This is a genomic window from Sphingomonas astragali, assembly GCF_051400615.1.
GTDB lineage: Bacteria > Pseudomonadota > Alphaproteobacteria > Sphingomonadales > Sphingomonadaceae > Sphingomonas.
In genome coordinates, this window is record NZ_JBLFFH010000001.1 from 1,195,113 (window position 1) to 1,221,429 (window position 26,317).

Here is a 26,317-nt window from a genome sequence, read left to right on the forward strand (position 1 = left end):
CGCCGTCTGTGTGGTCGATAATCTGGACGGCGCCGGGGTGCGCCGACCTGCGTGCCATTGATGCCTGGTTGGACGGGAACGCCAGCGCGGGGTTCGTATTTCGAACGCTTGTGGCAATTCGCCTGCGCGCGCGATTTTTCGCAAATTTCCCCCACGCCGGGCGACCGTTCCGCGAACAGCTGCGGGTGCTCGATACCGCTTATCTGCTGCTCTATCGCCTGCGCGGAGATGCCGTCGAAATCCTGCGCGCTCATCATGAGCGCGAGGATTGGCAGGTCGAGCTCTGAGCCGCATAGGCCTCCTCGGCGGGTCGTTCAACCCGGCGCATCGCGGACATCGCGCGATCTCGCTCCACGCCCTGCGCGCGCTGGGGCTGGACGAGGTGTGGTGGCTGGTGTCGCCGGGCAATCCGCTCAAGGAGGGGGCAGGCGACATGGCGCCCTTTGCCGCGCGCATGGCCTCGGCGCGGGCGATGGCCCGGCACGCGCCGATCCGCGTCACCGGCATCGAGCGGCGGCTCAAGACCCGCTACACCGCCGACACGCTCGCCAAGTTGGTGCGCCTCTATCCGAAGCATGACTTCATCTGGCTGATGGGGGCGGACAATCTCGCCGGCTTCCACCGCTGGGAGCGGTGGCGGCACATCGCCCGTCTGGTTCCGATTGCGGTGATCGCGCGTCCGGGCTATGATAGGGATGCCCATGCAGGTCCGGCGATGGGTTGGCTGCGGCGCTCACTGAAGCCCGCGCGCCAGGCACTAAATTGGACCGGATGGAGATTGCCGGCGCTCGTGCTTCTGCGCTTCCGCCCCGATCCGACTTCGGCGACGCGCCTTCGGGCCGCCGATCCCGCCTGGCATCGCCGCTACTCCCGTCACCGCCGGTCGCGTGCGGGCATCCCGTAACCCCAGGAGTTCCCTTGGCCACCAACCCCCAAGTCCAGCGTTCACCCGATGCCGACGGCGTCGAGGCGCTCCATCGGCTCGTGCTGGCGAGCCTCGACGACGATCAGGCGGTCGACACCGTCTCGATCCCGCTCGCGGGCAAGAGCAGCATCGCCGACCATATGGTCGTCGCCTCCGGGCGCTCGACCCGCCAGGTCGCGTCGATGGCGCACAAGCTCGCCGAGAAGATCAAGGCCGAGTTCGGCCGCTCCGCGCGGATCGAGGGCCTGCCCAATGCCGATTGGGTGCTGATCGATGCCGGCGACGTCATCGTCCATCTGTTCCGCCCCGAGGTGCGCAGCTTCTACAACCTCGAGCGGATGTGGGCGTTCGGCGACACCGCCTCGGTCAACTGACGCCGCATTGCTGCTGCACATCGTCGCGCGGGGGCGCATCGGCCGCGGCCCGGAGGCCGAGCTCGTCGAACGCTACCTCGCGCGTATCGCCTGGCCGACGAAGGTGACGGAGCTGCCCGACAAGGGCGGCAGGATGCCGGCGGCGGAGGGCGCGAAATTGGTGATGCTCGATGAGACCGGCGAGCTCGTGGGATCGAAGGCATTCGCCGAGCGGCTCGGCCGCTGGCGCGACGACGGGGTGAGGGAAACGCGCTTCATGATCGGCGCCGCCGACGGTTTCGACGATGCCGAGCGCGCCAACGCCGATCTGCTGCTGTCGTTCGGGCGGCTCACCTGGCCGCATCTGATGGCGCGGGCGATGCTCGCGGAGCAGCTGTTCCGCGCGACCAGCATTCTCGCCGGCCATCCCTATCATCGCGAAGGCTGACGGTGCGGCGGCTGGCCTTGCTTCCGCTCGCGCTGGTCGCCGCCGCCCCGGCGCCGCCCGACCGGCGTGCCGAGCTCAAGGCCGCCAATGCCGAGGCGGCCGCCGCCGAGGCCCGTTCGCGCGCGTTCGAGCGCGCCGCCGCCGCCGAGCGCGACGAGGCGGCCAGGGCGCGCGCGCAGGAGGCCGCCGTCGCCGAGCGGATCAAGGCGGCCGAGGCGAAGATCGTTGCGGCGCGCGCTCGTGTCACGTTGGTCGACGGCCTGATCGCGGAGCAGCGCGAGCGCCTCGCCGAGCGCCAGGCGCCGATCGAGCGGCTGGTCGCGGCGTTGCAGTCGCTGGCCCGGCGTCCCGCCGCGGTGGCGCTGGTCCAGCCGGGATCGATGAGCGACATCGTCCATGTCCGCGCGGTGCTCGGCACGATGGTGCCGGTCGTCCGCCAGCGCACCGCGGCGGTTCGCGCCGAGATCGCCCGCTCGCGCAAGCTGCGCGCCAATGCCGCACTCGCCGCCGCCACGCTGCGCGACGGCCACGCGAGCCTCCGCTCCGAGCGGCTGGCGCTGGTGCGGATGGAGGGAGCACATCGGCTCAGGAGCCGCGACCTGGATCGCAGCGCGATGTTCGAGAGCGATCGCGCGATCGCGCTCGGCGAGCGCGCCCGCGACCTCATCGACCAGATCGAGGAATCGGGCACCGCGGTCGAGACCGGCGCGGCGCTCGCCGCGTTGCCGGGCCCGCTGCCGCGCCCGGCCAAGGCTGGCGAATCCCCGGCGCCTGCACGTTTCACGGTGCCGCCCTATCGGCTGCCGGCCGCCGGCCGCGTGGTCGAGGGACTCGGCGAGCTGTCGAGCGCCGGCGTGCGCTCGCGCGGCCTGACGCTGGCTGTCGCGTCCGGAGGTGCAGTCGTCGCGCCGGCCGCCGGTCAGGTGCTGTTCGCCCGCCGCTTCCGCGATTATGGCACGGTCGTGATCATCGATCACGGCAACGGCTGGACCAGCGCGATCACCGGACTTGCCGCCGCCGCCGTCAAGCGCGGCGATCGAGTTGCGCAGGGCGCTCCGCTCGGCCGCGCGCCCGCGGGCGACGCGCGCATCTCGGTCGAGCTGCGCCGCAGGGGCACGCCGGTCGACCTCGCCCAGCTGATCAGCTGATGGCACGATTCGTCGAGGCACATTCCGACAGTCATCCCGGCCGGGATCTCGGGTCGTATCGCGCCTTCGCCTGAGATCCCGACTTTCGCCGGGACGGTTGAGGGAACATGCAAAGCTTTGCGTGACACACCCAAAACCGCTAGCCTGATCGCAACTCCGCAGGACTGATGCCCGATGGCCCGTATGCTTAGCTCCCTCCTCCGCGCTTCCGCGATCGTCGGCACGCTCGCGCTGGTTCCCGTCACCACCGCCGCCATGGCGGAGGTCGACACCGGCGCCTATCGCGAGCTCGACGTGTTCATGGACATCTACAATCGCGTGAAGGCCGATTACGTCGACAAGGTCGACGACAAGACGCTGGTCAAGGGCGCGATCCAGGGGATGCTCGCCGCGCTCGATCCGCATTCGAGCTACGTCGACGCGCTCGACTTCGACAACATGAAGATCCAGACCGAGGGCAATTACGGCGGCCTCGGCCTCACCGTCACGTCGGAGGACGGCGCGGTCAAGGTGATCGCGCCGACCGAGGATACGCCGGCCTGGCGCGCCGGGATCAAGGCGGGCGACTATATCACCCACATCAACGGCCAGCTCATCTACGGCCAGACGCTCGACGAGGCGATCGAGGGAATGCGCGGCGAGCCGGGCACCAAGGTGTCGATCACCGTCGTCCGTCCCGGCCGCGACAAGCCGCTCGATTTCACCCTGGTGCGCGAGCGCATCATCCAGAAGCCGGTGAAGTGGGAGGTGAAGGACGGCGTCGGCGTCATCAACATCAACACCTTCTCGGCCAACACGGGCGCCGACACGCGCGCGGCGATCATGGCGGTCGAGAAGTCGCTCGGCCATGCGCCGCTCGGCTATATCGTCGACCTGCGCGACAATGGCGGCGGCCTGCTGACCCAGGCGATCGAGGTCAGCGACGCCTTCCTCGACCATGGCGAGATCGTCTCGCAGCGCGGCCGCGAGAAGACCGACATCGAGCGCTATTACGCCAAGCCCGGCGACCTCGCCCGCGGCCTGCCGGTGATCGTACTCACCGACTCGGGCACCGCCTCCGCCTCGGAGATCGTGGCGGGCGCGCTGCAGGACCATCACCGCGCGCTGGTGATGGGCGAGCGCAGCTTCGGCAAGGGCTCGGTGCAGACGCTGCTGCCGCTGTCGGCCAACTCGGCGCTGCGGCTGACGACGGCGCGCTACTATACGCCGTCGGGCCGGTCGGTGCAGGAGGGCGGGATCGAACCCGACATCGCGGTGCCGCAGATCAGCGACGCCGACTACAAGACGCGGCCGGTGTTCCGCGAGGCGGACCTGCGCCGCCACCTGATCAACGAGGCCAAGGTCGACAACAAGGTCCTCGAGGAGGACACCCTCGAGGATCCCCGCTTCGCCGCGACCGCGGAGGCGCTGGAGAAGAAGGGGGTCAAGGACTTCCAGCTCGATTATGCTGTGAAGACGATCGCGCGGCTATCCACGGTCGCACCGACGCGCGTGGCGGCGGCGCCGCCGCGCAAGCGCTGATCGGCTCACGCGTGCGCCCGAAGCTCGTCACCGCCAATCTGCTGGCGCTGCTCGTCCCGGCGACGCTGCTCGCGGGCGCGTTCGGATCGGAGCTGATCGACAAGCTGGTGCCGTGCGAGATGTGCTGGTGGCAACGCTGGCCGCATATGGCGGCGATCCCGCTCGCGCTGATCGCCTTCCCGGCGCCGATCCCGCTGCGCCGCTTCCTGGTGACGCTCGCCGGCATCGCCATCGCGATCAGCGGCCTGATCGGCGTGTTCCATGCCGGCGTCGAATATCATTGGTGGCAGGGCATCACCGCCTGCACCTCGACGATTCATTCGAACGGCGACGTCCAGGCGACGCTCGACGCGATCATGAACGCGCCGGTGATCCGCTGCGACGTCGCGCAATGGACGCTGCTCGGGATTTCGCTCGCGGGATACAACGCCATCTTCTCAATCGCCGGGGCGATCGCCATCTGGGTGCTGGCATGGAGCAGGCGGTGACAGGACGAGCCTTTCCCGGCGACCGGCGCAGCGACGTCGCGTCGATGATCCGCGTCGACCAGGCCGGCGAATATGGCGCGACCCGCATCTATCAGGGCCAGCTCGCGGTGATGGGCGACCGCACCCCGGCCGCGCGCAAGATCGCGGCGATGGCGGGGCAGGAGGAGCGCCACCGCGCCTTCTTCGACACGCTGATCGCCCAGCGCGGGGTGCGGCCGACCGCGCTCCAGCCGTTCTGGAACGTTGCCGGCTTCGCGTTGGGCGCCGTCACGGCGGCGATCGGACCCGAGGCGGCGATGGCCTGCACCGTCGCGGTCGAGACGGAGATCGACCGCCATTACCAGCAGCAGCTCGACAAGCTCGGCGACAGCGATCCGGAACTCTCGGAAGCCGTCGCCCGCTTCCGGGACGAGGAGATCGAGCACCGCGACACCGCGCTCGCCAGCGGGGCGGAGATGGCGCCGGCCTATCCGGTGATGAGTGGCCTGATCAGGCTGGGCTGCCGTGCGGCGATTGCCGTGGCGAAGAGGATTTGAGACAATGGCTGCGATGAAATTGCTGTTGCCCGTGCTGGCGGTACTCGCCGCGGCCCCCGCCTTCGCGCAGGATGCGCCGGTGGGCGGCGTCGTCATCCTCTACGGCGACCAGAAATGCCCGACCAACAAGGACGGCCAGGAGATCGTCGTCTGCCAGCGCCGCGACGCCGGCGAGCAGTTCCGCGTGCCCAAGGAGCTGCGCGAGCCCGAGATCAAGCCCGAGTATCAGGCCTGGTCGACCAAGGTCGACGACGTGCTCGCAACCGGTGCGACCGGTACCGGCAGCTGCTCGACGGTCGGTGCGGGCGGCCAGACCGGCTGCTTCGTGATGGGCGCCACCCGCGCCAAGCAGGAGCGCCGCGCCAAGGCCGAGGCCGATAACGCCTATACCGACCGGTGATTATCGAAAGGGGCTGTCCCGTAGCACGCCGAGGCGACCCTGGTTGGACCCTGTCTCTTCCGTTCGCCCTGAGCCTGTCGAAGGGCGACCGTGCATCCGGCGTATCGCTTGGGGCTTTCGCCCTTCGACAGGCTCAGGGCGAACGGATGGTTTTGGTTTAACGTAATCCGCTCGAGGGGGGATGGAGATTACGGCATCCACCGACGGCGGCGAGCGCCAGCGCCTACGCACCATCGGCGCGCTGCTGTTCGCGCTGGTGTGGTTCTCGTGCGTCTGGTTCGGCTCCTGGGAGTGGAATCCCAACCACGCGACGCGCCTGTTCGCGGCGCTGTCGATCGTCGAGCAGGGCGATGCCACCATCGACGAATATCAGGCGCTGACCATCGACAAGGCGCGGTTCGGCGATCGTTTTTACCTCGACAAGGCGCCGGGGATGACGCTGATGGTGCTACCGGCGGTGGCCTTCGCCGATGCCGCGACCGGACAGCAGGCGCATGACCTGTCGATCCAATTGTACGATCCTGCGTTCGAGCGCTTCCTGCGCTGGCGGCTCCGGCTCGCCGTCGCGACCAGCGTCGCGCTGCTGACCGCACTTGCCGCGCTGGCATTGTTCGACTGGGGCGGCGCGATCGGCGGGAGCACGGGCGCCGGCCTGTTCGCCGCGATCGCCTATGCGCTCGGCACGCCGATCTGGGGTTGGTCGACCACCTTGTTCGGCCATGCGCCGGTCGCCGCGCTCTTCGTCATCGCCGCCTGGGCGGCGTGGCGGGGAAGCAGCGGCGCACGGGTTTCCACCGGGCTGGCGCTGCTGTCAGGGCTGGCGCTCGGCTGGGCGGTGGTGGTCGACTATGTGGCGGTGATCGGCGGCGTGGCGATCGGCGCATGGGCGCTGTGGCGGCTCCGTCCTTACGGTTTTCCGATCCGGCCCATCGTCGCGGCTCTCGCGGGCGGCCTCGCGGCGCTTGCCGTGCTGGCCGGCTATAATCTGTTCGCTTTCCATACCCCGTTCCGCCTCGGCTATCAGGGCGTGGTCGGGTTCGAGGGGATGCAGCAGGGCCTGTTCGGCCTCACCTATCCGAAGCCTGGGGTGCTGTTCGAGATTCTCGTCGGCGACCGGCGGGGCCTGATGTGGGTGGCGCCGATCCTCGTCCCTGCCGTGATCGGCTGCGCACTGATGCTTCGGCGGCGGAGCACGCGCGACATCGGCGTGCTGGCGCTGGCGGTGGCCGTGCTGACGCTCCTCTACAACGCATCCTACGCCTATTGGGACGGCGGCAACTCGACCGGGCCGCGCCATGTGGTGCCGATGATCGGGCTGCTGGCCCTCGGCCTCGCTCCGCTCTGGGGCACGGCGCAGAGCCGGTTGAAGGCGCTCCTGCTGGCGATGCTGGCCGGCTCGATCGCGCTCAACAGTGTCATCGCCTCCGCAGAGATCATGTCCGGCGGGCGTGAGCCCTTCCCATTGTGGAGCGACGTGATCCGCGACCGTTTCCTCGCCGGTCAGCTGCGCACGCTGCCGAGCGAATGGTTCGGGTGGAGCGTCTGGTCCGGCTATGCGGCCTGGTGGACCGTCGCGGCGCTGACGGCCGCCGGTTTCGCGATCCTCACCATGCGACCGTCCGCCAGCCCCGCTCGCGCGCGATCCGGCGCAGCCGCGCGCCTGGATTGACCACCACCGCCTCGTCCGCCCATGCGAAGGTGGGGACGTCGGTGAGATTGTCCGAATAGAAGCGGACATGGAGCCGGTCGCGATCGAGCGCCTGTTCGGCGATCCACGCCTCGATCGCCTGCAGCTTGGCGATGCCGCGGTAGTTGTCGCCGTCGATCCGGTGGGTGAGCCGGTCTCCCTCGCGGCGCACCTTGGTGGCGAGCGCGGTCTCCATGCCCAGGCTCTCGGCGATGCGTTGCGCATAATGGTCGGGCGCGGCAGTGGCGAGGACCAGGCGGCGGCCCTCGGCACGGTCGGCGGCGAGCTGCTCGAGCGCGGCGAGACGGAATCCGCTCGCGAGAAGCCGCGCCAGGAACGGCGCGGTCGCGCGTTCGTGCGCCTCGCGGTCGAGGCGCGGGCCGAGCAGCAGGCGGTGCATCAGCTCCTTGGTGCGCTTGCGGTCGATCAGCCCCGCCTTGTATGCGGCCGTCGCGGCGGCCGCCGCCGGCACCAGCAGCAGCCGCCACGGCGCCACCGTGCGGGCAGCGTGCAGCAGATAGGGCGAATAGGTCGGCAGCCGTGTCAGCGTGCGGTCGAGGTCGAAGATCGAGAGCTTGTCCCCGCTCTCCGTCGCGCAGTCCAATGCGGTTCCCCCGGCAGGATGGAGGCTCGCCCTAGCCTCTCCGTGCCCTGCGCACCATGGCCCGCCGCAGAAAATACTGGCGATGGCGCGGCGGCGCGCTATCTGAGCGGCCATGATTGGCGTGATCCTGAGTGCCGGCATCGGCTCCCGCCTGCTGCCGCTCACGCAGGAGATGCCGAAATGCCTGATCGAGGTCGAGGGGCGAAGCATCCTCGACCGCCAGCTCGAGGCGCTGGCGGTGGCCGGCCTGACCAAGGCGGTGATCGTCGGCGGCTATCGCTACCGCCAGATCGTCGCGCACCTCCAGCGCACCCCGCCGCCGATACCGGTCGAGTTTGTGTTCAATCCCTTCTGGTCCGTGGCGAGCAGCATCGGCAGCGTATGGATGGCGCGCGAGCATCTTCGCGAGCCCTTCTGCCTGATGAACGGCGACACGGTATTCGATCCGCCACTGATCGCCGATGCGGTCGCGCGCACCGCGACCGGCGTCAACCTGCTGGTCGAGCGGCTCGGCACGCCCGCGCTCGACGACATGCTGGTGACGGTCGCGAACGGCGAGATCTGCGCCGTCGCCAAGGATCTGCCGGCCGAGGTCGCGACGCACCGCTCGCTCGGCGTGATCCTGTCGGCGGGGGACGGCGGCGCCTATCTCGACGCGCTGGAGCGGGTGATCGCCGCCCCGGGCGGGCTCAATGCCTACCATCACGCGATCGTCGCCCGGCTCGCGAGGACCTCCGGCGTCGGCGCGATCGAGACCGACCGCGCGTTGTGGCAGGAGATCGACCGGCCCGAGGACATCGCCGGATGGAGCGGGCGGGGCGGCCAGTGAAGGCCCCGGGAAAGGCCGAGGTGGCGTTCCTCTTCCTCGGCGAGACGCTGCTGATCCCCCATCTCTACCCGATCCTGGAGGAGCTGGCGCGCGCGGTGCCGGAGCTGCCGGTCGATGCCTGGATCGCGACCTCGGCGCACGAGGAGCTGCTCGGTCGCTGGCTCGGCGAGCTCGGGCCGACGGGCGTGCGTTTGCGCCGCGCGCCAGGGTTCCGCGCGCTCCGCGGCTACAGCGACGGACGCAATCCGCCGCTGCCCACCAAGCTCCCGATGCTCGCCCGCCTCGCGCCGGCGATCGCGCGGACGCCGGTGGCGGTGTGCGCGGAACAGACCAGCCTGTGGCTGCCGACGCTGCTGCCGCTCCGGACCCGCTTCATCAAGACGCTGCATGGCGCCGGATCGATGTCCGCCTATTCCGATCGCCGACGCAAGTCGGCCTGGCTGACCTTCGTCGCCTCCGAGCGCGAGCGTGCCACGCTGGCGAGCTTCGGCGTCGATCCCGCGCGCATCCTCGCGCTCGGCTATATGAAGGCGGGTTTCCGCCACCGGCAGGCGGCCGGCCTGCGCTTTGCCGAGCCGCGGCCGGTGCTGCTCTACACGCCCCACTGGCAGCAGCACCGTTCCTCCTGGTGGCGATGGGGCGAAGAGGTGATGCGGCGCGTGATCGCGTCGGGCCGCTACAACCTGATCTTCGCGCCGCACCAGCGGCTGGTCGAGCGCGCGCCGGAGGTGCGGACGCTCTGTGCCGAGCTGGCGGGACGGGACGACGTGCATTGCGACCTCGACAGCTTCGCGATGGTCGACGGCAGCTATACCGCGGCCGCCGACATCTATCTCGGCGACACCTCCAGCCAGGTGGTGGAATTCCTGATGCGGCCGCGACCGTGCGTCTTCCTCAATGCGCAGGGTGCCGAATGGCGGGGCAATTCCGTCTACGACATGTGGCAGGCCGGCGAGGTGGTGGACGACATCGATGCGCTGCTGCCCGCGATCGATCGCGCTCCGCGCGGGCATGAGCGATACGCGGCGGTGCAGCGCGCCTTCGCCGGAGAGGTGCTGGGCGATGCCAGCGGCGCGGCGCCGCGGCGGGCGGCGGCCCAGGTGCTCGCCGCCTTGCGCTGAGCCGCGCAACAGGCGCTATCGCGACCACCCCGTGTTCGGCTATCGGGATGACCGATGAAGGATGATGTGACGGCACCTCGGCCGGTGGTCGTGCCCTGGGGCGACAACCCGACGCGGATCTGGGGCATGACCGCGAGCGAGCGGCTGCGGCGGATCGCGCTCGCGCAGCAGCTGCCGCTGCAGGGCGATCCCGCGCATGGCGCGATCGTCGCCAACCTCGATTTCGTGTTCGATCCGATCTGGATGGCGCACCTCAAGCGGCGACCGGGCACCGTCGTCACGCGCGAGGGCGTGCCCGTGCTCGCGCACGTCGCCGACGCGGCGCAGCGCGGGGCGGTGCTGGCGGCGATGTCCGCCGGCGCGCCGCTCGCGCCCGACGCCGGGCTCGAGACGATCGCGGCGGAGGCGGAGGAGGGGCTGTTCAACGAGGCGCTGCGCAAGCGCGAGCGGCCCTTCGCCGAGCGGCTGGTGCCCGAAAATGTCCGCGCGATCGAGCGGGCGAGCTATGCCGGCGCCTACAAGGGCGTCACCGACCTCCTCACGAAGTATCTCTGGCCCGAATGGGCGTTCGTGCTGACCCGGCTCGCGGCGCGGCTCGGCGTCACGCCCAACCAGGTGACCGCGATCGGCAGCGTGCTGTGCATCATCGCCACCATCGCCTTCTGGCACGGCTGGTTCTGGAGCGGCCTGGCGGTCGGGCTGGTGTTCATGGTGCTCGACACCGTCGACGGCAAGCTCGCGCGCTGCACCATCACCTCCTCGGCGCTCGGCAATGCCTGGGATCATGGCGTCGACCTCGTCCATCCGCCCTTCTGGTGGTGGGCCTGGGCGGCGGGCTGCGCGGTCTATGGCCGGCCGCTCGGCGACGAGACCTTCTGGGTCGTGATCGGCATCATCCTGTTCGGCTATGTCGCGCAGCGGCTGATCGAGGGCGCGTTTATCGCCCGGTTCGGGATGCACATCCATGTATGGGAGCGGTTCGACAGCCAGTTCCGGCTGGTCACCGCACGGCGCAACCCGAATATGGTGATCCTGTTCGCGTTTCTGATCATCGGCCGGCCCGACTGGGGGATCATCGCCGTCGCGGCGTGGACCGCGCTGTCGCTCCTCGTCCATCTGGCGCGGCTCGTCCAGGCGATGGTCGTCCGCGCGCGTGGGCGCGAGATCGTCAGCTGGCTGGCGTGACCGCGACGGGGTCCGCGTGAGCAGCGGCATGCGGGCCATCGCCCGCAACCTGAGCTGGATGCTGGCCAGCCGCGGCGTGCTGGCGGTGCTGTCGCTGGTCTACATCGCCATCGTCACCCGCACGCTGGGGGTGAGCAACTTCGGCCGCTTCGCGCTGATCGTCGGCGCCTCGCAGGCGCTGGCGACCTTGGTCGGCTTCCAGACCTGGCAGATCATCGTGCAGTACGGCACCGCCTATATCCATTCGGGCGACGAGGCGCGGCTGTCGAAGCTGGTGCGGGCGTGCGGGCTGCTCGACGCATCAAGCGCGGTGGCGGGGACGCTGCTGGCGGCGGTGGTGATCTACCAATGGGGCGACGCACTCGGCGTGAGGGAGGTGCACGCGCGCGCCACCATGTTGTTCACCGTCGCCCAGCTGCTCTCGATCCGCTCGACCCCGCTCGGCGTGCTCAGGATGCGCGACCGCTTCTCGCTGGCGGCATTGGCGGACAGCGTGACGCCGATCGTCCGGCTGGTCGGTGCGGCGCTGGCGGTGCTCATCAAGCCGACCGTCAGCGGCTTCCTGGTCGCCTGGGCGCTCGCCGAGATCCTGACCGCCGCCGCCTATTGGATGCTGCTCGCGCGGACCGGCGACCTCAAGCTGTTGACGCGCGGGGGCAGCCTCAAGGGCGTGATCCGCGAGCATCCGGGGATCGTCCGCTTCGCGCTCAGCACCAACGCCAATTCGACATTGGGCATGTCGAGCAAGCAGGTGCCGCTGCTGCTGGTCGGCGGCATCGCCGGCACCGCCTCGGCCGGCGCCTTCCGGCTGGCGCTGCAGCTTGCCCAGGCGCTGACCAAATTCTCGCAGCTCCTCGCCCGCGCGGCGTTTCCGGAAATCGTCCGCGCGATCGGCACCGGCGGGATGCACCAGGTCGGCGGATTGATCGGGCGGTCGTTCCTGATGACCAGCATCATCGCCGCCGTCGTGTTCGTGATCATCGTCATGGCGGGCAAGCCGGTGCTGACGCTGATGGGCGGCAGCGAGTTCGCGCGCGGCTACCCGATCCTGATCTGGCTGGCGGCGGCCGGCTGCGTCGACTTGATGATCGTCGGCTTCGAGCCGCTGCTGCTCGCCGCCAACCGCTCCGGCCTCACCTTCGTCGTCCGACTGATCGCGGCAGCGGTGCTGTTCGCCCTCGCCTTCCTGCTCGACGACCGGCTGGGCGTGATCGGGGTGGCGATCGCGGTGCTGGCGAACTCGCTGGTGATCGCGCTCCTGCTCGGAATCGCGACGATGCGGCTGCTGCGGACGGGCCGGAACGCCGACGCATAACGATACAATGGCCTTGCGATCGCCTTAAAAGTGCACATTTCCCGCCGGAAGCTTGGGGGAAAGCGCATGTAGGCGCCGTGTGCGCCCGTGTTCGCGTTGATGGAGTCTGTCCGATGACCCAATATGCCGCCGCCGCCGTTGCGGCGATCGCGCTTTCGATGCTCGCCCCGGCCGCGGCCGAGGCGGCCTGCGCCGGCCAGCCGGGCGATGGAGCGGTGCAGCTCGACGTGGCCGCGACCGACGTCCGCAACGGCAAGGGCGAAGTGGCGTTCACCGTCTATCCCGACGATTCGAAGCGCTTCCTGGCCAAGGGCGGCAAGCTGCTGCGTTCGCGCGTGGCCGCGGTCGCCGGGACGACCGGCGCCTGCTTCTGGCTGAAGCCGGGTCATTATGCGATCGCCATCTATCACGATGAGAATGGCGACCACGACTTCAATCGCACGCTGTTCGCGATAAAGGAGGGCTTCGGCTTTTCCAACGACGCGCCGACCACGTTCGGCATTCCGTCGTTCCGCTCGGCGCGTTTCGCCGTTCCGGCGACGCGCAGCACCATCCGCATCAAGACGCGCTACAGCCGCTGACATCTACAGCCGCTGACATGACGCCATTATCGGCGCCGGCCGCATTTTTTGCGGCGGACCGTTGTCAAATGACAACAAATTCCCATTTCGCGCCTTACTCGGGTCTCATTACGGCCCAATGAAACTAATGTGACGTACAGATGTCTGTGGAAACGGGGAACTGACTTGAGCCAGTTTTTTGATTCGTTGCGGCACAAGTCGGTGGCCGCCGGTTCCGCGCCGAAGCTCGCCCGTACTCGGGGCGAGACGGGCGTGGTGCTGCCGTGGCCGGGCAGCGCGCCGGCACGCGCCCGGCGGCTCCACGGCGCGGACGAGGTGCGCGCCGGCGTGATCGCCAACGCCCGTGCCCACCGCAACCGCAAGGACGGCCTCCAGTTCGACGGTACCGAGGACACGCTCTATGCCTCGCCGCGCACGCGGCTCGCGCTCGAGCGGGTGCTCGTCGATTACGCGGCAGAGGGCGTCAACCTGCTGATCGTCGACGGCGGCGACGGCACCGTCCGCGACGTGATCACCGCGGCGGGCAAGGTGTTCGCGCACATGCCGAAGCTGGCGGTGATCCCGTCGGGCAAGACCAATGCGCTCGCCTATGACCTCGGCATCCCCGAAGATTGGACGGTGGAGGCGGCGCTGGAAGCGGCGCGCGCCGATCGTTTCGGGACGCGCGCGCCGGTCGAGATCGCGCGGGTCGGCGCGGCCGAGCCGGAGCTGCGCGGCTTCCTGTTCGGCGCCGGCGGCTTCGTGCGCGCGACCGAGCTGGCGCAGCGCACGCACAAATGGGGCGCGTTCAACGGCGTCGCGGTCGGCCTGTCGCTGGCCTGGAGCATCGCGCAGACGCTGTTCGGCAGCGCGGGCAACGCCTGGCGTCAGGGCGAACGGATGCGCATCCGTCTCGAGGACGGGTTCGAGGTCGATCGCGCCTTCTACATCCTGTTCCTGTCGACGCTGGAGCGGATGCCGCTCGGCCTCAAGCCGTTCGGCCGGCCCCGCCCGGGCCTCAAGGGCCTCGCGGTCGACGCGCCGCCCCGCTCGCCGCTGGTCGCATTCGGGCCGTTGCTGACGGGATCGGAAGCGTCGTGGCTCGACGACTGGGGCTATCATCGCGCCGATCCGGGGCCGTTCGAGCTGACGCTGGACGGCGATTTCGTCCTCGACGGCGAGCAGTATCGTGGCGGCGCGCTCGCGATCCGCGCCGGCGCGCCGCTGCAGTTCGCGGTGCCGTGAACGCGCCGCTCGTCGAGGTCATTGCCGCGGAGTTGAACGCTCCGGTCTCCGCCGAGGTGAAGGCAGCGGCGGCCGCGCTCGCGCGCCGGCCGGGTGCGCTGGCGGTGCTGTTCTACGGATCGGTGCTGCGGACCGGCGACCTCGACGGCGTGCTCGATTTCTACGTGCTGACCGACGGCATCCGGGGCCGCGGCCTGCGCGCGCTCGCGACGCGCTGGCTGTGGCCCGACGTGAGCTATGTCGAGATTCCCGCCGGCGCGCGGACGATCCGCGCCAAGGTGGCGACGATGCCGATCGAGACCTTCCGCACCGCGGTCGAGGGTCGGTCGCTCGACACCACGATCTGGGCGCGCTTCACCCAGCCGGCGGCGCTCGTCTGGGCGGCGGATGCGGCGGTAGCGCGGCGGGTGGTCGATGCGGTGGCGATGGCGGTGACCACCGCCGCACGCTTCGCCGCGGTGCTGGGCCCGGAGCGCGGCGAGGCGGCCGACTATTGGAGCGCGCTGTTCCGCCAGACCTACACCGCCGAGTTCCGCGTCGAGCGGCCCGGGCGCGAGCGCCAGATCCTCGCCTATCATCCCGAGCGCTACGTCAGGCTGCTGCCGCTGGCCTGGGACGCGGCCGGCATCGGCCATCCGCGCGCCGCCGCGGGCGTGCTGGCGCCCACGGTGCCGCCGGCCGTGCGCCGCGCCATGACGCGCGCCTGGGGCGCCCGCCGGCGCGCCGGCAAGCCGCTCAACCTCGCGCGGCTGGTCAAGGCCGCCTTCACCTTCGAGGGCGCCACCCGCTATGCGCTGTGGAAGCTCGAACGCCATACCGGCGTCCACCTGCCGCTGACGCCGTGGCGCGAGCGGCATCCCATCCTCGCCGCGCCCGGCGTGCTGTGGCGGGTCTGGCGCGGCACGCGTATATCCCCCGCACGATGAGCTTCAACGCACTGGTGCTGGCCGGATCGCGCGGCGGCGTCGATCCGGTGGCGGACTATGCCCATGTCTCCGACAAGGCGCTGATCCCGATCGGCGGCGAGACCATGCTCGCCCATGTGGTCGCCGCCCTGCGCGAGGCGGGCGCGGCACGGATCGCGGTCGCGGCGTCGAGCGAGGCGGTGAAGGCACATGCCCGGGCACTGGGCGCCGAGGTGCTTGATGCCGCTGCCGGACCGAGCCTCAGCACGCGGCAGGGGTTCGACCGGCTCGGCGCGCCGCTGCTGGTGACGACCGCCGATCATGCGCTGCTCGAGCCGCAATGGGTGCGCCAGTTCCTGGAGGACGTACCCGCCGGCGCCGACGTCGCCGCGCTGCTCGCTCGCCGCGAGACGATCGAGCGCGATGCCCTCGGCACGAAGCGCACCTATCTGCGCTTCGCCGACGGCGAATGGTCAGGCTGCAACCTCTTTCATCTCGCAACCCCGGCCGCCGGCGCCGCGATCGACCTGTGGCGGACGGTGGAGCGCGACCGCAAGCGGCCGTGGCGGATCGTGCGGCGGCTGGGGATCGGAATGCTGCTCCGCTACGTCACCGGACGCCTGTCGCTCGCCGAGGCGCTGGCCCGGCTCGGTGCCGCCTGCGGGGTCCGTGCCGCGGTGGTGGAGGCGCGCTACGGCCTCGCGGCGGTGGATGTCGACAAGCCCGCCGACCTCGATTTCGTCCGCGCGCTCAAGCGCTGAGGCGCTCCAGCGCATCGAGGATCGGCCGCTGGCTCGGCAGGATCATCGCGCGGGCCTCGCCGACGCCGAACCAGCCGGCGCGGTCGACCTCGGGAAACGCTTGACGCCGCCCCGAGCGCGGCGGCCATTCGATCTCGAAGCTGTTGCTGCGGATTTCGGCGATGTCGAGCTCACCTTCGAGGGCGAAGGCTTCGACCCATTTGCCGCCCGCCTGACGGATGCGGCACAGCGGCACCGGCGATCCGGCCGGTCGGATGCCGAGCTCCTCCTCGAACTCGCGCAATGCGGCTGTCGCCGGCGTCTCGCCGGCTTCGATCAGCCCCTTGGGGATCATCCACGCGCCCGCATTCTTGTTCGCCCAGAATGGGCCGCCGGGGTGGATCAGCAGTACCTCCAGCCCGCCGCGCCGCCGCCATAGCAGGATGCCGGCGCTCTCCTGCGGCACGCGCCTCACTCGCCGACGAGATGCAGCGCGATCGAGCGCCGGTGCGGCCGGCGGCGGTCCTCGAACAGGTAGATGCCCTGCCAGGTGCCGGGCGCCAGCCGCCCCTCACGCATGACTGCGTCCCGAACCCAGCGCCGCACCGCATCGGTGATCTCGATGGGGCCTTGCCCCTCGGTGGCGATCTCGATCAGGCCGGTTCGCTGCTTCATCCCGCCATCCAGCGCATGAGCATGGCCCTTCGATCCATCGCATCGCGCTCTTGAAGGGTTGGCGGCGCTGCCTAACTCTATGCCGCCGGGCGCCGATCCGGGCCCCGGTCACGAGATCGAGGGCGTCGGCGCTCTCCGTACTCCCTCGAAATCACGGATGCCGCGCCCCGGCGCGCGGCCTATCGTTCAAGGCATGAGGAGAGGACCATGGCGAGAGAATTGACACCCTGGGACCGCGAACGCGAGAGCCGCCAGCTCGGCAGCTACGGGCGCGAGCCGAGCCCGTTCTTCACGCTGCGCCGTGAGCTCGACCGGCTGTTCGACGACGTCGTCCGCGGCTGGAACCTGCCGGCGCTCGGCGGCGAGCGCGGGCGCGGCTGGCCGTCGCTCGAGGTGAACGAGACCGACAACGAGGTCCGCATCACCGCCGAGCTGCCGGGCATGACCGAGAAGGACGTCGAATTGAGCATCGAGGACGGCGTGCTCACCATCCGCGGCGAGCGGCGGCAGGAGGAAGGCGACCAGCCCCGCGGCTACACCGAACGCTATTACGGCAAGTTCGAGCGCCGCCTGTCGCTGCCGCGCGGCGTCGACGAGGACAAGACGGAGGCATGTTTCGAACATGGCGTGCTGACGGTGACACTGCCCAAGGGCGCCGAGGCCGACCGCGGCCGTCGCATCCCGATCAACGCCGACACTCGGCACTGAGGATCGGGGAGGCGCGCCCGTTCTCGCGGGACGCCCCCTCCGTTTCGGGAGACCGACGATGGCGGACGTGATCGGCTGGAAGCTCGACCGCGGCGAACGCGCGGCGCTGCTCGAGCGCTTCCCGCCGCATTGGCCGGACGTGGTGGCCGATCATGTGACGCTGTGGTCGGGCGCGGCCTCGGACGATCCGCTGCCGGAGCCGGCGGCCGGCGAGATCGTCGGCATCGCCGACGACGGCGCCGGCGTGGAGGCGATGGCGGTGCGGATCGGCGGCACCACCGACCGGCCCGACGGCAGCACCTATCACATCACCTGGTCGCTCGCCCGCGGCCGCGAGGCGATCGAAAGCAACGACGTGCTGGCAAGGCAGGGATGGGCCCCGATCGCGATACCGGTCCCGGTCACCTTGCTGCCGGCACGCTGGCCCGGCCGTTCTGCGCTGAAAGGTGCTTGATCTCCGTTCCCTCGCAGCGCCGGAGTTGTTCCGCGGCAGGTGATGAGGCATAATGTAACCGTTTCCAGACATCCGGCTCGCCGGATTGATAACAACGGATTCAGGGACCCTAGCCGGTCCGGCCGCGTTCTGGAGCGTCGGAGGAGACATGCCTGTTCACGCGCCTTTCAGTGTTCGTGCCGTGCTCCTGCTGGGCGCGGCAGTCCTGCCGGCGGCGCCTGCGTTCGCACAGACCGAACCCGCCACGCCAGCGCCGACCCCGACTCCCGCGCCAGCCGTCCCGCCCGAGGCCGAGCCTCAGGCCCAGGCTCAGGCTCAACCACAGCAGGCCGCTCCCGCCTCGTCCGCGGACCCGCAGGACTATGCGCAGGACATCGTCGTCACCGGCCAGACCTCGCGCGATCGGCCGCTGATCACCTCTTCGGCCGACATCACCTTCGCCACGCGCGAGGACCTCGACCGCCGCGCGCCGCGCTCCACCGCCGACATGCTCGAGCTGGTGCCGGGCATCTTCGTCGAGGGGACGGCGGGCGAGGTCTCCAACAACTACTCGGTCCGCGGCCTCCAGGGCGGCGGCCAGCGTTTCGTCCAGCTCGAGGAGGACGGGATGCCCGTGCTCTATCAGGGCGGCGGCGCCGATTTCTTCTTTTCGCAGGACCTCACCATCGACCGGCTGGAGGCGGTGAAGGGCGGTTCGTCGGGCGTGCTGACGGTGAACGGTGCGGGTGCGACGATCAACTTCATCTCGCGCCGGCCCAATTTCGACAAGGCGGAGGGCATCGCCAAGGTCACCGCCTATGACTACGGCCTGAAGCGCGCCGACCTCTATTATTCCGCGCCGATCGCCGACAACCTCGCCTTCAGCGTCGGCGGCTATTTCCAGAGCAGCCCGGGCGTGCGCGAGAACCCGTTCGACTATGACGGCTATCGCGTGAAGGCGATGCTCGAATATCGCTTCGCCGACGACGGCTATGTCCGGCTCACCGGCAAGATCGGCGACCTCAAGACCGCCTATTATGCGGGTATGCCCTATGCCTACAACAACGGCGATCCGGACGGGATACCTGGGCTCGACCCGCAGAAGGACAATATCGGCGGCGACGCCTTCTCCCGCATCTCGGTGCCGGTGTCGAGCTTCGTCGAGAGCGACGGCTTCCGCGACTTCCGGTTCACCGAAGGCGTGCGCAGCAAGACCAAGCAGATCCGCCTCGACTTCGAGAAGCCGGTCGCGGACGGGCTCGAGCTGTTTGCCCATAGCCGCTATCTCGACCTCAGCTACGACTTCAACGGGCTGTTCCCGGGATCGGGCACGGGCAACGGCGGCCTCGCCAGCGCCGTCGACTATCTGACACCGGGCACCTCGCCGCTCGACAGGGTCGGCGTCATCAATGATATCAGCTTCCTGGATCGCGGATTGGACGCCTTTCCCACCGCGGCGCGTCTCGGCATCAGGAACCTGCGCACCGGCGTCGTCACCGGATCGAACCAGACCGACGAGCTCAACGCGCTGAACGGCAACGGCTTCCTCCAGCAGACCGTGCTCAACCACGACTATCTGAAGGGCCACGACTTCGGCCTGAACGTCGGTGCGCGCTGGGAGATGGAGAGCGGATCGTTCAAGAACTCGCTGACCTTCGGCGTCCAATATTACGACGTCAGCCGCAAGCAGAACCAGTCGGCGGTCGGGACGGTGGTCAACGACGTCCGCAACAATAGCGACATCTACGACATCGTCGCGCTCGACGCGAACAACAACGTCATCGGCACGCTGAGCGACAACGGCCTCATCTCCTACGGCGATTGGGGCGTCGGCATCCGCGAGCGCGATGACAAGTCGTTCTCGGTCTACGCCAACGACGAGCTGAGGATCGGCGACAACCTCCACCTCGACGCGGGCGTGCGCTGGGAAAGCGATTCGGCGGTGTTCCGCGACGGCCGCGCGGCCGCGGTCAATCAACCGCCGCCGTCCGGCGCCGGCGTCGTCCTTCCGGCCGCGGGCTCGACCTGGGACGGCACGTTCAACGTCACCCGGCGCACGCAGGAGAAGGTCGCCTGGACGGTCGGCGCCAACTACCGCATCACGCCGAGCCTCGCCATCTACGCGCGCTATGCGCTCGGCTTCCAGACCAATAACACCGATCCGATCACCGAGATCGAGCTGTACGAAGCCGGCGTGCGCTACCAGCTCGGCCGCTTCATCAGCGCCTCGGCGACGGTGTTCCGCACCAACTTCAACGACCAGTTCTACAATTTCATCAGCCCGACCGATCCGACCCAGCTCGATACCTTCCTGGCGGACCTGAGGACGACCGGTGTCGAGGTCGATGTCGCGGTTCGTCCGGTCAGCTGGTTCGCGGTCGACTTCGCCGGGGTGTTCCAGAAGCCCAAGCTGCAGAACTTGACGCTGAACGGCGTGGCGCAGCCGACCTACAGCGGCAACCGGCCCGAGCGTACTCCCTCGACGCTCTACACCATCACGCCGACCTTCAAGCTGCCGAACGGCCTCGGCGAGGTCTATGCGCGCTACAAATATATCGGGAAGATCTTCGCCGACTCCGGCAACGGCGTGGCGCTGCCCGGCTATGGCGTGACGGGAGCGGGCATCAGCCTCAACATCACCGAACGGCTGCAGGTGAGCTTCGATGCCGACAACATCTTCAACGTGATGGGCCTCACCGAAGGCAACCCGCGCCAGGGCCAGACGCAGAACGCCGATTCGGGCTTCTTCTACGCCCGCGGCATCGTCGGCCGACCTACGGCGGCTCGGTGACGCTGAAATTCTGATGTCCAGAGTCGGCCTGGGGCTGGCGGCGGGGCTGTGCCTGATCGCGGCGAGCGATCGAGGCACGGCCTCGCGCCCTGAGGCCGCCGGCCGGCCCGAGCTCGGCTACCAATTGACCGAGGGGCAGAACATCAACGCGTTCGTCCGCGACGGCCAGGTCGCCGCGCATCTGCTGCTGCGCTCGGGCGCCGATCCGCGCATCCTGGTCGCCTTTCCGGCCGGGAACAGCGGCGTCGGCCTCTGGTTCGATCGTGTAGGCGCACCGGTGCGCTGGCGGCTGGAGCGCGCTCCCGAGCCGGTGATCCTGGCGGACGGGCGCGGCCGCCCGCTTTACGGCATTCGCGCAACCGCGAGCGTCGCAGCGTCGCGGTTGGCGGTGAAGCAGGCGGTGCTCTCCAACGTGCGATTCCTGCGCGACTATCAGGCGATCGGCAAATTCCCCACCGAGGTGGCGGCGCCGATGCGGGCGGAGGGGAAGCGTATCCTCTACGCCCGCGACCGGATCGACGGCGCGCCGGGCTATAGGCTCGAGCTCAACGTGCTGGAGGGGCGCGTCGACGGCGGCACGATCGCCGCGGGCCCGAACGGCCGCATCCGCCTGGAGATCACGGCGGCGAGCGGCGATACGCCGCTGACCGGCCTTACCCTTCCCGAGCTGCTCAACGATCGCGCCGCCGACGATCCGGCGGCGCGCGACGCGCTGCATTTCCTGAGCTACCGCGAGAAGTTCCTTGCCGGATCGTGGCGCTTCAACACCTATTTCGGTCGCGACACGCTGATGTCGGTGCGGCTGCTGATGCCGGTGCTCCAGCCGGCGGCGGTCGAAGCGGGGCTGGGCGCGGTGCTCGCCCGGCTCAACGACAAGGGCGAGGTCGCGCACGAGGAAGGCCTGTCCGAATTCGCCGTCGTCGAGCACCGGCGGCAGGGCGGCAGCGGCGATGCGCCGACGCTCGACTACGCGATGATCGACGACGACTTCATGCTCGCGCCGGTCGCGGCGAGCTACCTCCTCGATCACGCCTCCCCCGATGCGGCGGGTGCTTTCCTCGCCCGCCACATCCCCGGCGCAGCGAAGCCTGGTACCGCGGAGCCGGCAGGCAAGGCGCTGGTGCGCAACCTGCGCTACGTGCTCGATCAGGCGCGCCCTTTCGCCGACGCCCCCAGGATCGCCAACCTCGTGTCGCTGAAGCCCGGCCGGAAGACCGGCGAATGGCGTGACAGCGAGGAGGGATTGGGGCGCGGCCGCTATCCCTTCGACGTCAATGCGGTGTTCGTGCCCGCAGCGCTCGATGCGATCGACCGCCTCGCCCGCGCCGGATTGCTGGACGCGTATCTCGCCGCCGACGATCGTGCCGCCTTCGCGCGGGCGCAGGCGATGGCCGAGGCATGGCGCAGCCGCGTGCCCGCGCTGTTCCGTGTGTCGGTTCCGGCCGCCACCGCGGCGGCGAGCATCCGCGACTATGCCGCGCGCGTCGGCGTCCCCGCCCGGCCGGCGCTGGCCACGCTGGGATCGGCGCCGCTCGCCTTCCACGGCATCTCGCTCGACGAGAAGGGAGTGCCGGTGCCGATCGTCAATTCCGACGAGGGATTCGCATTGCTGTTCGCCGATCCTGCGCCGGCCGATCTCGACACGTTCGTCGGCGCGATCATGCGGCCGTTCCCGGCCGGGCTGATGACCGACGTCGGCCTGCTCGTCGCCAATCCGGCGCTGGCGGGCGGCGAGGTGCAGGCGCGCTTCACCCCCGCCGCCTATCACGGCACGGTGGTGTGGTCGTGGCAGCAGGCGCTGCTCGCCGCCGGGCTCGAGCGTCAGCTCGCCCGCCGCGATCTGCCCGCGGCGACGCGCAAGCGGCTTGAGGCGGCGCAGGCACGGCTGTGGCGCGCCATCTCCGCGACGCGCGCGGTGCAGAGCTCGGAACTGTGGTCCTGGGCCTATGAAGGCGGCCGCTACCGCGTGGTCCCGTTCGGCGCCGGCAAGCAGGACGTCGACGAATCGAACGCCGCGCAGCTGTGGAGCACGGTGTATCTGGCGGTGCGGCCCCCGGCGTCGTCCGGTCAGAAGCGGTAGGCGAGGAACATGCAGACTCGGTTCCGGCGGCGGCGTTGGGATCGGCGGCGAACGCCGCCCACGCCTCGAAATCCGAGCCGTCGAGCGGCCACCGCATCAGTCGCGGCGTGAACAGGACCGGACCGGTCATGCTACGCCGAACCGCTCCCTGAGAGCGAGCATCGCCAGCGCCGCTTTGGCCGCGCCGCCGCCCTTGTCGGCCTGCGCGGGATCTGCGCGGACGACCGCCTGCGCCTCGTTCTCGACCGTCAGGATGCCGTTGCCGATCGCGAGCCCGTCCATGGTGAGCGCCATCAGCCCGCGCGCGCTTTCGTTGGAGACGATCTCGAAGTGATAGGTCTCGCCGCGGATCACCACGCCGAGCGCGACATAGGCGTCGTAGCGCCCGGTCTCCGCCGCCAGCGATACCGCACCCGGCGCCTCGAGCGCGCCGGGGACGGTGATCGTCTCATGGCTGTGCCCGGCCGCCTCGATCGCCGCACGGGCGCCGGCGAGGAGCAGGTCGTTGAGGTGGTCGTAGAAGCGCGCTTCGACGATCAGGACACGGGCCATGCCTTAAAACTCCGTTCGCCCCTGACCTGTCGAAGGGCGGTTTCCTTCGCGGTAGAAGAAAGGGCGGCCCTTCGACAAGCTCAGGGCGAACGGGGAGAGCTATTCCCCCCTGCCGCAATCCACTGCCCGCTCGCCGACGATCGACAGGCCGTAACCGTCGAGGCCGACCAGCGTGTGATGGGTATTGGTGAGCAGGACCATATCGTGCACGCCGAGTTCGGTGAGGATGGTGGCGCCGACGCCGTAGTCGCGCAGCTCCTCCATGTCCTTCTCGGCGAGCGTGCCCGCGCGCGCCTGCAGCGCCATGGTGAAGCTGTCGGCGCGGGTGGGGTTGAGCACCACCACGACGCCGGCGCCTTCCTCGCCGATGATCTCCATCGCACGCCGGAGCATCCCGCCGCGCTCGCCACCCTCGCCGAAGATGTCGCCGAAGGGCGAGAGCACGTGCATCCGCACCAGCGTCGGCGTGGCGGGATCGACCTTGCCCTTGATCAGCGCGAGCTGCTCGGTGCCGGTCGCCTTGTTCCAGAAGGTGATCGCGGTCCACTCGCCGCCCCACTGGCTGGTGAAGCGCACCTCGGCGCGCTTCTCGACGAGATGGTCGTGACGGCGGCGATAGGCGATGAGGTCGCGGATCGTGCCGATCCTGAGATTGTGGAGCTGGGCGAAGGCGACGAGGTCGTCGAGGCGGGCCATCGTCCCGTCCTCGTTCATGATCTCGCAGATCACGCCCGAGGGATTGAGCCCGGCGAGCCGCGCGACGTCGACCGCCGCTTCGGTATGGCCGGCGCGGACCAGCACGCCGCCCTCGCGCGCGACCAGCGGGAAGACGTGGCCAGGGGTCACGATCTCCTCGCGGCCCTTCGACGCGTCGATCGCGACGGCGACGGTGCGCGCGCGATCGGCGGCGGAGATGCCGGTGGTGACGCCGTCGCGCGCCTCGATCGAAACGGTGAAGGCGGTCTCGTGCCGCGTGCCGTTGTTGCGGCTCATCAGGTCGAGCCCGAGCTGGTCGACCCGCGCCTTGGTCAGCGCCAGGCAGATCAGGCCGCGGCCGTATTTCGCCATGAAGTTGATCGCGTCCGGCGTCGCCATCTGCGCGGGGATGACGAGGTCGCCCTCGTTCTCGCGGTCCTCGTCGTCGACGAGGATGAACATGCGGCCGTTGCGCGCCTCGTCGATGATCTCCTCGGGCGAGGAGAGGAAGGCATGGCGCAGGCGTGCAAGCTCGGGCTTAGGCATCGCTAAGGGACTTTCTGGCTTGCTCCATCCGCTGGAGATAGCGAGCGAGGACGTCGATTTCGAGGTTCACCGGCTGGCCGGTCTCGATCGCGCCCAAGGTGGTGACCTCGGCGGTGTGCGGGATGATGTTGAGCCCGAACTCGACACCCCGGGCGGTGTCGGCCACCTCGTTGACGGTCAACGACACGCCGTCGACGGTGATCGAGCCCTTGGGCGCGACGAACGGGGCGAGCTCGCGCGGGGCGGCGATGACGACGCGGTGCGAGCCGCCTTCCTCGTGCACGCTCCTCACCTCGCCGATGCCGTCGACGTGACCGGTGACGATATGGCCGCCGAGCTCGTCGCCGAGCCGCAGCGCGCGCTCGAGGTTGAGGCGCCGGCCGGCGGTCCATTGGCGCTGCGCGGTGCGGCTCACCGTCTCGCCGGACACGTCCACCGCGAACCAGCCCGGCCCCTTGTCGACCACCGTCAGGCACACGCCCGAACAGGAGATCGAGGCGCCCATGTCGATGGTGGCGGTGTCGTAGCCCGTCTCCACGATCACGCGCAGGTCGCCCTGCTGCCCGACGGAGCGGATGGTGCCGATATCGGTGACGATTCCCGTGAACATCAGTCGCGCTCGTAGACCTCCAGGGTGTCGGTGCCAAGCTGACGCCGATCCGCACGCCGCCAGCGGCCGTGCGCCGCCTCGAGGTTGGCGAGGCCGAGGTCGGCCAGCGCCTGCCGGCCGCCGATCAGGATCGGGGCGCGGTAGATGAGCAGCCGGTCGACGAGCTCGGCGCGGAGGAAGGCGGCGGCGGTCTCGGCGCCCCCTTCGACGAGCAGATGATCGACGCCGTCCAGCGCCGCGATCGCCTCGGGCGACGGGACGGCCTGCCAGCCTTCGGGCGCCGCGCCGCGGGTGAGCAGCAGGCGGCGCGGGCTGCGGTCCTCCAGGCTCCGGAGTCGCACGTCGAGGCGCGGGTGATCGGCATCCAGCGTCCCGCGGCCGACCAGGATTGCCTCATGCCGCGCGCGTTCGAGATGCGCGTGCGCCCGCGCGGCGGGACCGGTGATCCAGCGGCTGGCGCCGTTCGCGAGCGCGATGCAACCGTCGAGCGAGGTCGCGAGCTTGAGCGTGACATGCGGCCGGCCGAGCTCACGGCGGGTGAGGAATCCCGCCATTGCCCGCCGCGCTTCGGCGGCGCAGGTCCCGACCTCGGCGGCGATGCCCGCTGCGTTCAGCCGCGCGATTCCGGCGCCGTTCGTGCGCGGATCGGGATCGGCGAGCGCCACGGCGACGCGCCCGATCCCCGCCTCGACCAGCAGGGTCGAGCAGGCCGGTCCACGCTCCGAGAGATGCGCGCAGGGCTCCAGCGTGACATAGGCGGTGGCGGCGCGCGCCGCCTCGCCCGCCTCGGCCAGCGCCATCGCCTCGGCATGGGGGCGGCCGCCGGGCTGGGTCCAACCACGCCCGGCTACCCTGCCGTCCTTCACGATCACGCAGCCGACGTTGGGATTGGGCGCCGTCCGCCCGCGGCCGCGCTCGGCCAGGGTCAGCGCCGCGCCCATCCAGCGCAGATCGTCAGGACCGGTCGGCATTCGGACGTACCGCGCGACCGGAAAAGTGCAGGGAGTCGCGCCTCATTCGTTCACTTTGCTCCACTTATCCCTGCGGCCATGCCGCGGCAGCCGCGGGCGGACACAAGCAGCGCAAATCCTATTAGGAAAGCGATTTGTTGGCCGGCTCGAAGCGACGGGTGCTCCTGCGAAGGCAGGAGCCCAGGCCGCAAGCTGAACGGCCTAGGCTCCAGGGCTCCTGCCTTCGCAGGAGCATAAAGCCGGAG

General features: G+C 69.9%; 29 protein-coding genes. 22 read left to right on the top strand and 7 right to left on the bottom strand.

Annotated features, from left to right (window positions below; all coding sequences use genetic code 11):
* The first annotated feature begins 68 nt into the window (after window positions 1-68).
* The 10 genes from ACMGER_RS05915 (at window position 69) to ACMGER_RS05960 (ending at window position 7,488) form a co-directional block, all read left to right on the top strand.
* On the top strand, window positions 69-287 hold the full coding sequence (locus tag ACMGER_RS05915) for a hypothetical protein (protein WP_436811167.1): 219 nt from the start codon (window positions 69-71) through the stop codon (window positions 285-287).
* Window positions 284-904, top strand: a complete 621-nt coding sequence (locus ACMGER_RS05920; RefSeq protein WP_436811686.1) for a nicotinate-nucleotide adenylyltransferase — start codon at window positions 284-286, stop codon at window positions 902-904. Before ACMGER_RS05915 ends, ACMGER_RS05920 begins: the two co-directional genes overlap by 4 nt.
* A gap of 14 nt (window positions 905-918) precedes the next feature.
* On the top strand, window positions 919-1,299 hold the full coding sequence (rsfS, locus tag ACMGER_RS05925) for a ribosome silencing factor (protein ID WP_436811168.1): 381 nt from the start codon (window positions 919-921) through the stop codon (window positions 1,297-1,299).
* Between the two features lie 7 nt (window positions 1,300-1,306).
* Window positions 1,307-1,726, top strand: coding sequence for a 23S rRNA (pseudouridine(1915)-N(3))-methyltransferase RlmH (locus ACMGER_RS05930; protein WP_436811169.1), 420 nt, complete (start codon window positions 1,307-1,309; stop codon window positions 1,724-1,726).
* A 2-nt stretch (window positions 1,727-1,728) separates the two neighbouring features.
* Complete coding sequence (locus ACMGER_RS05935; protein WP_436811170.1) at window positions 1,729-2,874, top strand: murein hydrolase activator EnvC family protein; 1,146 nt, start codon at window positions 1,729-1,731, stop codon at window positions 2,872-2,874.
* A 183-nt stretch (window positions 2,875-3,057) separates the two neighbouring features.
* On the top strand, window positions 3,058-4,395 hold the full coding sequence (locus ACMGER_RS05940; RefSeq protein ID WP_436811687.1) for a S41 family peptidase: 1,338 nt from the start codon (window positions 3,058-3,060) through the stop codon (window positions 4,393-4,395).
* Window positions 4,396-4,406: 11 nt separating this feature from the next.
* On the top strand, window positions 4,407-4,883 hold the full coding sequence (locus tag ACMGER_RS05945; RefSeq protein ID WP_436811171.1) for a disulfide bond formation protein B: 477 nt from the start codon (window positions 4,407-4,409) through the stop codon (window positions 4,881-4,883).
* Between the two features lie 44 nt (window positions 4,884-4,927).
* Window positions 4,928-5,419, top strand: coding sequence for a demethoxyubiquinone hydroxylase family protein (locus ACMGER_RS05950; protein ID WP_436811688.1), 492 nt, complete (start codon window positions 4,928-4,930; stop codon window positions 5,417-5,419).
* Window positions 5,420-5,423: 4 nt separating this feature from the next.
* Window positions 5,424-5,819, top strand: a complete 396-nt coding sequence (locus ACMGER_RS05955) for a hypothetical protein (RefSeq protein ID WP_436811172.1) — start codon at window positions 5,424-5,426, stop codon at window positions 5,817-5,819.
* Between the two features lie 181 nt (window positions 5,820-6,000).
* Window positions 6,001-7,488 carry a hypothetical protein gene (locus tag ACMGER_RS05960; RefSeq protein ID WP_436811173.1) on the top strand — a complete coding sequence of 496 codons (1,488 nt, stop codon included), beginning with the start codon at window positions 6,001-6,003 and terminating at the stop codon, window positions 7,486-7,488.
* Here ACMGER_RS05960 and ACMGER_RS05965 read toward each other — a convergent pair.
* Window positions 7,424-8,110, bottom strand: a complete 687-nt coding sequence (locus ACMGER_RS05965) for an HAD family hydrolase (RefSeq protein ID WP_436811174.1) — start codon at window positions 8,108-8,110, stop codon at window positions 7,424-7,426. The two genes, ACMGER_RS05960 and ACMGER_RS05965, sit on opposite strands and share 65 nt — an antisense overlap.
* A 112-nt stretch (window positions 8,111-8,222) precedes the next feature.
* Between ACMGER_RS05965 and ACMGER_RS05970 the strand changes: the two genes are divergently transcribed.
* The 8 genes from ACMGER_RS05970 to ACMGER_RS06005 all read left to right on the top strand — a co-directional run bounded on the left by ACMGER_RS05970 (window position 8,223) and on the right by ACMGER_RS06005 (window position 16,031).
* Window positions 8,223-8,939, top strand: a complete 717-nt coding sequence (locus tag ACMGER_RS05970; RefSeq protein ID WP_436811175.1) for a phosphocholine cytidylyltransferase family protein — start codon at window positions 8,223-8,225, stop codon at window positions 8,937-8,939.
* Entirely contained in the window at window positions 8,936-10,060 is a 1,125-nt protein-coding gene (locus ACMGER_RS05975; protein ID WP_436811176.1) for a CDP-glycerol glycerophosphotransferase family protein, read from the top strand. Before ACMGER_RS05970 ends, ACMGER_RS05975 begins: the two co-directional genes overlap by 4 nt.
* Window positions 10,061-10,114: 54 nt before the next feature.
* Entirely contained in the window at window positions 10,115-11,245 is a 1,131-nt protein-coding gene (locus ACMGER_RS05980) for a CDP-alcohol phosphatidyltransferase family protein (RefSeq protein ID WP_436811177.1), read from the top strand.
* A gap of 28 nt (window positions 11,246-11,273) precedes the next feature.
* Complete coding sequence (locus tag ACMGER_RS05985; protein ID WP_436811178.1) at window positions 11,274-12,560, top strand: lipopolysaccharide biosynthesis protein; 1,287 nt, start codon at window positions 11,274-11,276, stop codon at window positions 12,558-12,560.
* A 113-nt stretch (window positions 12,561-12,673) separates the two neighbouring features.
* Entirely contained in the window at window positions 12,674-13,141 is a 468-nt protein-coding gene (locus tag ACMGER_RS05990) for a DUF2141 domain-containing protein (protein WP_436811179.1), read from the top strand.
* Window positions 13,142-13,306: 165 nt separating this feature from the next.
* On the top strand, window positions 13,307-14,365 hold the full coding sequence (locus ACMGER_RS05995; RefSeq protein ID WP_436811180.1) for a diacylglycerol/lipid kinase family protein: 1,059 nt from the start codon (window positions 13,307-13,309) through the stop codon (window positions 14,363-14,365).
* A complete protein-coding gene (locus ACMGER_RS06000; protein WP_436811181.1) occupies window positions 14,362-15,291 on the top strand; it encodes a hypothetical protein in 930 nt (309 codons plus the stop codon). The genes ACMGER_RS05995 and ACMGER_RS06000 overlap by 4 nt, the downstream gene beginning before the upstream one ends.
* Window positions 15,288-16,031 (top strand): nucleotidyltransferase family protein, encoded by a 744-nt coding sequence (locus tag ACMGER_RS06005; protein ID WP_436811182.1) that lies wholly within the window; start codon window positions 15,288-15,290, stop codon window positions 16,029-16,031. The genes ACMGER_RS06000 and ACMGER_RS06005 overlap by 4 nt, the downstream gene beginning before the upstream one ends.
* Here the strand turns inward: ACMGER_RS06005 and ACMGER_RS06010 are convergent.
* Window positions 16,021-16,476: an NUDIX hydrolase gene (locus ACMGER_RS06010; protein WP_436811183.1), complete on the bottom strand. Its 456-nt coding sequence runs from the start codon at window positions 16,474-16,476 to the stop codon at window positions 16,021-16,023. The two genes, ACMGER_RS06005 and ACMGER_RS06010, sit on opposite strands and share 11 nt — an antisense overlap.
* A gap of 5 nt (window positions 16,477-16,481) precedes the next feature.
* Window positions 16,482-16,685, bottom strand: coding sequence for a YjbQ family protein (locus ACMGER_RS06015; RefSeq protein WP_436811184.1), 204 nt, complete (start codon window positions 16,683-16,685; stop codon window positions 16,482-16,484).
* A 207-nt stretch (window positions 16,686-16,892) separates the two neighbouring features.
* Here ACMGER_RS06015 and ACMGER_RS06020 point away from each other — a divergent pair, with 207 nt between their 5' ends.
* From ACMGER_RS06020 to ACMGER_RS06035, 4 genes are all read left to right on the top strand, one after another.
* Window positions 16,893-17,393, top strand: a complete 501-nt coding sequence (locus ACMGER_RS06020; RefSeq protein ID WP_436811185.1) for an Hsp20/alpha crystallin family protein — start codon at window positions 16,893-16,895, stop codon at window positions 17,391-17,393.
* 58 nt (window positions 17,394-17,451) lie between these two features.
* Complete coding sequence (locus ACMGER_RS06025) at window positions 17,452-17,847, top strand: hypothetical protein (RefSeq protein WP_436811186.1); 396 nt, start codon at window positions 17,452-17,454, stop codon at window positions 17,845-17,847.
* A 148-nt stretch (window positions 17,848-17,995) separates the two neighbouring features.
* Entirely contained in the window at window positions 17,996-20,617 is a 2,622-nt protein-coding gene (locus tag ACMGER_RS06030; RefSeq protein ID WP_436811187.1) for a TonB-dependent receptor, read from the top strand.
* Window positions 20,618-20,630: 13 nt separating this feature from the next.
* On the top strand, window positions 20,631-22,697 hold the full coding sequence (locus ACMGER_RS06035; RefSeq protein WP_436811188.1) for a hypothetical protein: 2,067 nt from the start codon (window positions 20,631-20,633) through the stop codon (window positions 22,695-22,697).
* Between the two features lie 126 nt (window positions 22,698-22,823).
* On the opposite strand, the gene ribH is transcribed toward ACMGER_RS06035, so the two are convergent.
* The 4 genes from ribH to ribD all read right to left on the bottom strand — a co-directional run bounded on the left by ribH (window position 22,824) and on the right by ribD (window position 26,042).
* On the bottom strand, window positions 22,824-23,249 hold the full coding sequence (ribH, locus tag ACMGER_RS06040) for a 6,7-dimethyl-8-ribityllumazine synthase (protein ID WP_436811189.1): 426 nt from the start codon (window positions 23,247-23,249) through the stop codon (window positions 22,824-22,826).
* A gap of 99 nt (window positions 23,250-23,348) precedes the next feature.
* Window positions 23,349-24,491 (bottom strand): 3,4-dihydroxy-2-butanone-4-phosphate synthase, encoded by a 1,143-nt coding sequence (gene ribB / locus ACMGER_RS06045; RefSeq protein ID WP_436811190.1) that lies wholly within the window; start codon window positions 24,489-24,491, stop codon window positions 23,349-23,351.
* Window positions 24,484-25,101: a riboflavin synthase gene (locus tag ACMGER_RS06050; protein WP_436811191.1), complete on the bottom strand. Its 618-nt coding sequence runs from the start codon at window positions 25,099-25,101 to the stop codon at window positions 24,484-24,486. Before ACMGER_RS06050 ends, ribB begins: the two co-directional genes overlap by 8 nt.
* Window positions 25,101-26,042, bottom strand: coding sequence for a bifunctional diaminohydroxyphosphoribosylaminopyrimidine deaminase/5-amino-6-(5-phosphoribosylamino)uracil reductase RibD (gene ribD / locus ACMGER_RS06055; protein ID WP_436811689.1), 942 nt, complete (start codon window positions 26,040-26,042; stop codon window positions 25,101-25,103). The genes ACMGER_RS06050 and ribD overlap by 1 nt, the downstream gene beginning before the upstream one ends.
* Between the last annotated feature and the right edge of the window lie 275 nt (window positions 26,043-26,317).

Coding starts and splice junctions, on each gene's coding strand:
- ACMGER_RS05940 (WP_436811687.1), top strand. CDS start 3,058: ATGCTTAGCTCCCTCCTCCGCGCTTCCGCGATCGTCGGCACGCTCGCG.
- ACMGER_RS05950 (WP_436811688.1), top strand. CDS start 4,928: ATGATCCGCGTCGACCAGGCCGGCGAATATGGCGCGACCCGCATCTAT.
- ACMGER_RS05955 (WP_436811172.1), top strand. CDS start 5,424: ATGGCTGCGATGAAATTGCTGTTGCCCGTGCTGGCGGTACTCGCCGCG.
- ACMGER_RS05960 (WP_436811173.1), top strand. CDS start 6,001: ATGGAGATTACGGCATCCACCGACGGCGGCGAGCGCCAGCGCCTACGC.
- ACMGER_RS05970 (WP_436811175.1), top strand. CDS start 8,223: ATGATTGGCGTGATCCTGAGTGCCGGCATCGGCTCCCGCCTGCTGCCG.
- ACMGER_RS05980 (WP_436811177.1), top strand. CDS start 10,115: ATGAAGGATGATGTGACGGCACCTCGGCCGGTGGTCGTGCCCTGGGGC.
- ACMGER_RS05985 (WP_436811178.1), top strand. CDS start 11,274: ATGCGGGCCATCGCCCGCAACCTGAGCTGGATGCTGGCCAGCCGCGGC.
- ACMGER_RS05990 (WP_436811179.1), top strand. CDS start 12,674: ATGACCCAATATGCCGCCGCCGCCGTTGCGGCGATCGCGCTTTCGATG.
- ACMGER_RS06005 (WP_436811182.1), top strand. CDS start 15,288: ATGAGCTTCAACGCACTGGTGCTGGCCGGATCGCGCGGCGGCGTCGAT.
- ACMGER_RS06015 (WP_436811184.1), bottom strand. CDS start 16,685: ATGAAGCAGCGAACCGGCCTGATCGAGATCGCCACCGAGGGGCAAGGC.
- ACMGER_RS06020 (WP_436811185.1), top strand. CDS start 16,893: ATGGCGAGAGAATTGACACCCTGGGACCGCGAACGCGAGAGCCGCCAG.
- ACMGER_RS06025 (WP_436811186.1), top strand. CDS start 17,452: ATGGCGGACGTGATCGGCTGGAAGCTCGACCGCGGCGAACGCGCGGCG.
- ACMGER_RS06030 (WP_436811187.1), top strand. CDS start 17,996: ATGCCTGTTCACGCGCCTTTCAGTGTTCGTGCCGTGCTCCTGCTGGGC.
- ACMGER_RS06035 (WP_436811188.1), top strand. CDS start 20,631: ATGTCCAGAGTCGGCCTGGGGCTGGCGGCGGGGCTGTGCCTGATCGCG.
- ribH (WP_436811189.1), bottom strand. CDS start 23,249: ATGGCCCGTGTCCTGATCGTCGAAGCGCGCTTCTACGACCACCTCAAC.
- ribB (WP_436811190.1), bottom strand. CDS start 24,491: ATGCCTAAGCCCGAGCTTGCACGCCTGCGCCATGCCTTCCTCTCCTCG.
- ACMGER_RS06050 (WP_436811191.1), bottom strand. CDS start 25,101: ATGTTCACGGGAATCGTCACCGATATCGGCACCATCCGCTCCGTCGGG.
- ribD (WP_436811689.1), bottom strand. CDS start 26,042: ATGGGCGCGGCGCTGACCCTGGCCGAGCGCGGCCGCGGGCGGACGGCG.